Below are 5,246 nucleotides of genomic sequence, written 5' to 3'. Positions count from 1 at the left end.
TCCGTGGTGATTTGGCCGGTCGGCTTGCAGCCACGTTAAACAACTTGCTAAAGGGCCGTTTGCATCCTGTAACCGGCTTTGCGACCGCAATGCCGGTTTTTTGTTGTCCGCGCCGGCCGGACACCCGTATCGGCATCGACTTTCGACAAACGCGATGCGTGGGCTCAAAGTGTGAGATGGATGTCATGGCCGTTCTGCGTGCCCGCAAAACCAACAACGAGGTCGACCAGCCGTCGAGCCCGGTTTTGCGTTTTGGATCCGACAAGCCGCTCAAGCTGGACGCCGGCACGCTGCTTTCACCGTTCCAGATCGCCTACCAGACCTACGGCACGCTGAACGATGCCCGCTCCAACGCCATCCTCGTCTGCCATGCACTGACCGGAGACCAGCACGTCGCCAGCACCAATCCGGTGACCGGCAAGCCTGGCTGGTGGGAAGTGCTGATCGGCCCCGGCAAGATCATCGACACCAATCGCTTCTTCGTCATCTGCTCCAATGTCATCGGCGGTTGCCTTGGGTCCACCGGTCCGGCCTCGACCAATCCCGCCACCGGCAAGCCCTATGGGCTTGACCTGCCCATTATCACCATTCGCGACATGGTGCGGGCGCAGCAGATGCTGATCGACCATTTCGGCATCGAAAAACTGTTTTGCGTGCTCGGCGGCTCGATGGGCGGCATGCAGGTGCTGGAATGGGCGTCGAGCTATCCGGAGCGCGTCTTCTCGGCGCTGCCGATCGCCACCGGCGCGCGCCATTCCTCGCAGAACATCGCCTTTCATGAGGTTGGCCGCCAGGCTGTCATGGCCGATCCGGACTGGCATGGCGGCAAATATTTCGAGCACGGCAAACGCCCGGAAAAGGGCCTGGCGGTAGCGCGCATGGCCGCCCACATCACTTACCTGTCGGAAGCCGCCCTGCACCGCAAGTTCGGCCGCAATCTGCAGGATCGCGAAGCGCTGACCTTCGGCTTTGACGCCGACTTCCAGATCGAAAGCTATCTGCGCCACCAGGGCATGACCTTCGTCGATCGCTTCGACGCCAATTCCTACCTCTACATGACGCGGTCGATGGACTATTTCGACCTTGCCGCCGACCATGGCGGCCGGCTGGCCGATGCTTTCGCCGGCACGAAAACCCGCTTCTGCCTGGTGTCGTTCACCTCGGACTGGCTTTTTCCGACCGAGGAGAGCCGCTCGATCGTGCATGCGCTCAACGCCGCCGGAGCATCGGTATCCTTCGTCGAGATCGAGACCGACCGCGGCCACGACGCATTCCTGCTCGACGAGCCGGAACTGTTTGCCGCCATCAACGGCTTCATCGGCTCGGCCGCCAGGGCGAGAGGGCTGGGCCTATGAGCGTCAACCGCGACCAGCGCGTCGACCTTGAAGTCGTCGCCAACCTCATCCCACCACAGTCGCGCGTGCTCGATGTCGGCTCGGGCGACGGCTCGCTGCTCGAATTGCTGCAGGACAGCAAGCAGGTCGACGGCCGTGGGCTCGAGCTGTCGCAGCGCGGCGTCAACGAATGCGTGGCGCGCGGCCTCTCGGTCATCCAAGGCGACGCCGACAAGGATCTCGAATTCTATCCCGATAAGGGCTTTGACTTCGTCGTCCTCTCGCAGACGCTGCAGGCCACCCGCAACCCGAAGCTGGTGCTCGACGAACTGCTCAGGATCGGCAATCGCGCCATCGTCTCCTTCCCCAATTTCGGCCATTGGCGTGTGCGTCTGTCACTGTTCGTCAACGGCCGCATGCCGGTGACCAAGGACCTGCCCTATTCCTGGTACGACACGCCCAACATCCACTTCTGCACCATCCGCGACTTCGTCAATCTGTGCGACGAGCTCGGCGCGACAGTCGAGAAGGCAACCGCTCTCGACGCCAACGGCCAGAAGATCGGCCTGTCGATGCCGTGGTGGTTCTGGAACTTCTTCGGCCAGCAGGCAGTGTTCTTGCTGAAACGGCAGTAGCCGCAAGCTATTCGAGGATGTCCGTGGCCTTGTGCGGATGTTCGACGCCGTCAGCAAACACCACGTCGGCCTCCGAATTGTCCGTGCGCAGCGCCAGAATCGCTTGATAGGCGGGCGAATTGTACCAGCCATGCACATGCTGCCTGTCGGGAAATTCGATGATAATCAGATGACCCGGCCAGTTGTTCTCGATCACCTCGACATCGCCGCCATGGACCAGAAAACGGCCGCCGAAAGGTTCCAGCGTGGCATCGATCTTGTGCAGGTATTCGACGATCTGCGGGCCCATCGTGGCTTGGCGCATATGGGCGACGGCGTAAGCGGTCATAAGTGCACTCCCTTTCAATCGAAGCCGATTGCCGGCTCCGCAGGCACAGATTGCCAAGGGTCGTGACAGAATTCGATTACCCCAAAAGTAATAAGAATGAGATGAGGCGATCGTGACGAATCGGCCTGCGTGATCCTGAGGCGGTTTCCAGTCTCCGGCCCTCAGGGTGTTGCCGTTGAGACGCAAGGTTGCGAATTCGTGGTTGCGGACGGATTGAACTCTGCAACCAGATGATGACACGGGAGCATGTTTTTCGTAGCGTCATGCCGGACGCGATGCCGAGCGAAGCACGGAGCGGGGAACCTGACCTATTCGATCGTTGTCGAAATGGAAAACGCCAAGTCCATCAATGAAGATGAGATCGGCGTTTCGTTCAGTGCTTTGGCACGGGAAATAGAAGCCGTGACGACAACCGGTCAATACATAAAACCGGAGGTCATCGTCGTTCACAGCGGACCAGATACCGACACACCGCTTCTGCGGCATCGTCTCACCGAAATTGTTCCGCAACTTGGCATGGTAGCAAACACGATCTTCAGCGCCTGCACAGGCGGCCGGTACTATGAGGTCAAGAACGCAGGCGCCGCGTTGGCCAAGGGCGACATCGTCATTTTCTGCGATTCCGATACAGTGATCGAAGACGGCTGGCTGTCGGCACTTCTCAAACCGCTCCAGGATCCGAAGACGATCGCCGTGAACGGTTACACCTATCTCGGCTGTGACGATTTCGCGTCGCGGACCTTTGCGCTTCTGTGGTTCTTCCCGCTGCGTGATGGTGATCGACGCTTTGCCTCCAAGCGCGCGATGAACGCTAACAATTGCGCCTTCCGCAGAAGCTGGTTAGCCGGCCATCCCTTTCCGGCCAGCAATGGATTCAAGGTTTCTTGCACGTTGCTCACCAGCCAGTTACGAGCAAGCGGGCATGATTTTGTCAGAGTCGATGCCCGGGCCAGCCATTATCCCCCGCGCGGTTGGCGCTTTTTCTTTTGGCGTGCCCTGGTCACCGGGCGCGATGCGGACCGGAAATATGTGGCACTGGCATCGCCATCCCAAGCCGCGCGAGTGCTGAAGGCGACAAGACGTTGGTTTTCGACATCCTGGAAAGTGGGTGGGCGTATTCTGACGCATGCAACTCGGCTCGGAATGCCGGCATGGCAGATCCCGTTTGCACTGATCGTCGGATTGGCCTTTTGCGCGCTGGTTTTTTGTGCACAAGCGGCCATGGCCCTTGGGCTGGTTCGGGACGAGGTTGAAAACGTGCCCCTCTACGTGGGACATAGCTGAAGCACTATGGTCAAAATGGGCAAAACCATCGAACCGACACCTCTCATCACGGTCATTACGCCGACCCACAACCGACGCGAAACGGTGTTGCGCGCCGTGGAAAGCGTACTCTCCCAGAGCATGTCGAGGCTTGAGCACATTGTCGTCGACGATGGTTCGACCGATGGAACCGAAGCGGCGCTGGCCCGCATCCAGGACCCGCGGCTGATCTATGTCGGGGCGAAATGGCGAGGCGCCAACGCAGCCAGGAATGCCGGCATCGAGCGCGCGCGGGCACCGTTGGTGACGTTCCTCGATTCCGACGACATCTATATGCCGCACCGGCTTGAACGAACCCTGACCTGGTTCGAGGAAAATCCTGCACTGCAAGTGCTGATCAGTTCGTTCGTGTCCCTGAAAGGCAATCGCATCACAAACTGCGTCAACCCCGAGGCGTTCGTGAGCCCCGCAATGCTGGAGCGGACGCTGGTTGGGCAGACCATCTTCATTGCCGGCTCCGCGATCACGGCTCGCCGCGAAGCCTTGCTGGCCATCGGCGGCTACGACAGCGACATCACCCGCATGCAGGATCGCGAATTGCTGCTGCGCCTTGCGCGGCGCTTCGGTGCGCAGTTGTCCAGGGATCTGGACTGGACGAAATACAATTCGGAGAACTCGATTTCCGGCCGCCGTGACGGCTATGTCGAGGCCTATGCGAACCTGATGGGCAAACATCCGCATATTGCCCATGCCTACCCGCACATTCCGCCTTACATGATCTCGCGGCAACTCATCGCCGACATCCTGCGAGGCAGGATACCGGAGGCATTTCAGGGCTACATGGCCAACCGTTCATCCAAAACGCTTGGCTATTCGCTGCCGGAATTGATGCAAGGCTATGTCCATGGCCGGCGCTGGCGCCGCGATCTCTCCAACGAGTTTCGCAATCAATTTGGTGCCCGGCCCGCTTAAGCCGAGAGGGATTCCGGGAAATTGTGGAACGGTTTTCCCTCCGGATCGCGTTAACCCCTCTGTCGAGAGCTCAACGGTCAAGTTCGGGAAAATACGGATCCGATAGAAACCGCCTGTCCCGTTCGCCTTGTAGGCAGTCTATCGGCGTCGCCGCGTCGACGGGGATGCTTCTCACCTCGTCCTGAATGCCGCTCACTTCCAGGAGCAGCTTGCGCCGGATGGCTGTCGAAAACTCGGCGGCGGCATAGATAGGCAGCACGAAGGAACCGGGTCCGCCGATCACGCACTGCGCATAATACTGGTCGAGATGGCTGAAGGTGGGCGACGGGCTGATCAGGATCGGCAGGCCATTGACGACGATGCCTTTGGCAGTCGCCGCATCACGCGTCGCGGTGACCGGCGGCCCGATATTGTTCGGTCCGTCGCCCGAAATATCGATGACGCTGCGTTCGCCCTGGAAAGACGTGCGGTCGAAAAGCTCGGTGCCGAAGGCCAGCGCGCCGGAAATCGAAGTGCCGCGAAAGCTGCGGAACGGGCGAGCCGCGACCTTGTCGGCAAAGCTGTTCGCGCTCTCGGCACTATCGATGATCTGCCAGCCGATGACCGCGTCGTCGCGGACCGTGCCGGCCCATTCGAAATAGGTCAGCGCTATGCGGCCCGTGGCGCCAGCGCGGACAGCCTTGATGAAGTCGGGATGCCGCAGCGCCTCGACAT

6 protein-coding genes and 1 riboswitch are annotated in these 5,246 nt (G+C 60.3%); of the genes, 4 read left to right on the top strand and 2 right to left on the bottom strand.

Annotated features, from left to right (window positions below):
* Window positions 1-71, top strand: a riboswitch (SAM riboswitch). This riboswitch is flagged as partial in the annotation.
* A 114-nt stretch (window positions 72-185) separates the two neighbouring features.
* Together EN893_RS17695 and metW are read left to right on the top strand one after the other, a co-directional pair.
* Window positions 186-1,355 (top strand): homoserine O-acetyltransferase, encoded by a 1,170-nt coding sequence (locus EN893_RS17695; RefSeq protein WP_127271091.1) that lies wholly within the window; start codon window positions 186-188, stop codon window positions 1,353-1,355.
* Complete coding sequence (gene metW / locus EN893_RS17690) at window positions 1,352-1,969, top strand: methionine biosynthesis protein MetW (protein ID WP_127268377.1); 618 nt, start codon at window positions 1,352-1,354, stop codon at window positions 1,967-1,969. Before EN893_RS17695 ends, metW begins: the two co-directional genes overlap by 4 nt.
* 7 nt (window positions 1,970-1,976) lie before the next feature.
* Here metW and EN893_RS17685 read toward each other — a convergent pair whose 3' ends face one another.
* The gene (locus EN893_RS17685; protein WP_127268376.1) at window positions 1,977-2,297 is read right to left on the bottom strand and encodes a DUF1330 domain-containing protein; all 321 of its coding nucleotides are present in this window, start codon (window positions 2,295-2,297) and stop codon (window positions 1,977-1,979) included.
* A 327-nt stretch (window positions 2,298-2,624) separates the two neighbouring features.
* On the opposite strand from EN893_RS17685, the gene EN893_RS17680 reads away from it, so the two are divergent.
* Together EN893_RS17680 and EN893_RS17675 are read left to right on the top strand one after the other, a co-directional pair.
* A complete protein-coding gene (locus tag EN893_RS17680) occupies window positions 2,625-3,581 on the top strand; it encodes a glycosyltransferase (RefSeq protein WP_236383418.1) in 957 nt (318 codons plus the stop codon).
* Window positions 3,582-3,596: 15 nt separating this feature from the next.
* Window positions 3,597-4,532, top strand: coding sequence for a glycosyltransferase family 2 protein (locus EN893_RS17675; protein WP_127268374.1), 936 nt, complete (start codon window positions 3,597-3,599; stop codon window positions 4,530-4,532).
* 70 nt (window positions 4,533-4,602) lie between these two features.
* Here EN893_RS17675 and EN893_RS17670 read toward each other — a convergent pair.
* Window positions 4,603-5,246, bottom strand: a 644-nt coding sequence (locus tag EN893_RS17670) for a DUF1194 domain-containing protein (protein WP_164900936.1), incomplete at its 5' end; no start/stop codon positions are given.

Source organism: Mesorhizobium sp. M7A.F.Ca.CA.004.04.2.1 (assembly GCF_004022825.1).
Taxonomy (GTDB): Bacteria; Pseudomonadota; Alphaproteobacteria; order Rhizobiales; family Rhizobiaceae; genus Mesorhizobium.
This window is presented reverse-complemented; position numbering and strand designations above follow the sequence as displayed.

Bases quoted from the DNA above. Each gene is read 5' to 3' on its own strand.
- EN893_RS17695 (WP_127271091.1), top strand. From the start codon at position 186: ATGGCCGTTCTGCGTGCCCGCAAAACCAACAACGAGGTCGACCAGCCG.
- metW (WP_127268377.1), top strand. From the start codon at position 1,352: ATGAGCGTCAACCGCGACCAGCGCGTCGACCTTGAAGTCGTCGCCAAC.
- EN893_RS17685 (WP_127268376.1), bottom strand. From the start codon at position 2,297: ATGACCGCTTACGCCGTCGCCCATATGCGCCAAGCCACGATGGGCCCG.
- EN893_RS17680 (WP_236383418.1), top strand. From the start codon at position 2,625: ATGGAAAACGCCAAGTCCATCAATGAAGATGAGATCGGCGTTTCGTTC.
- EN893_RS17675 (WP_127268374.1), top strand. From the start codon at position 3,597: ATGGGCAAAACCATCGAACCGACACCTCTCATCACGGTCATTACGCCG.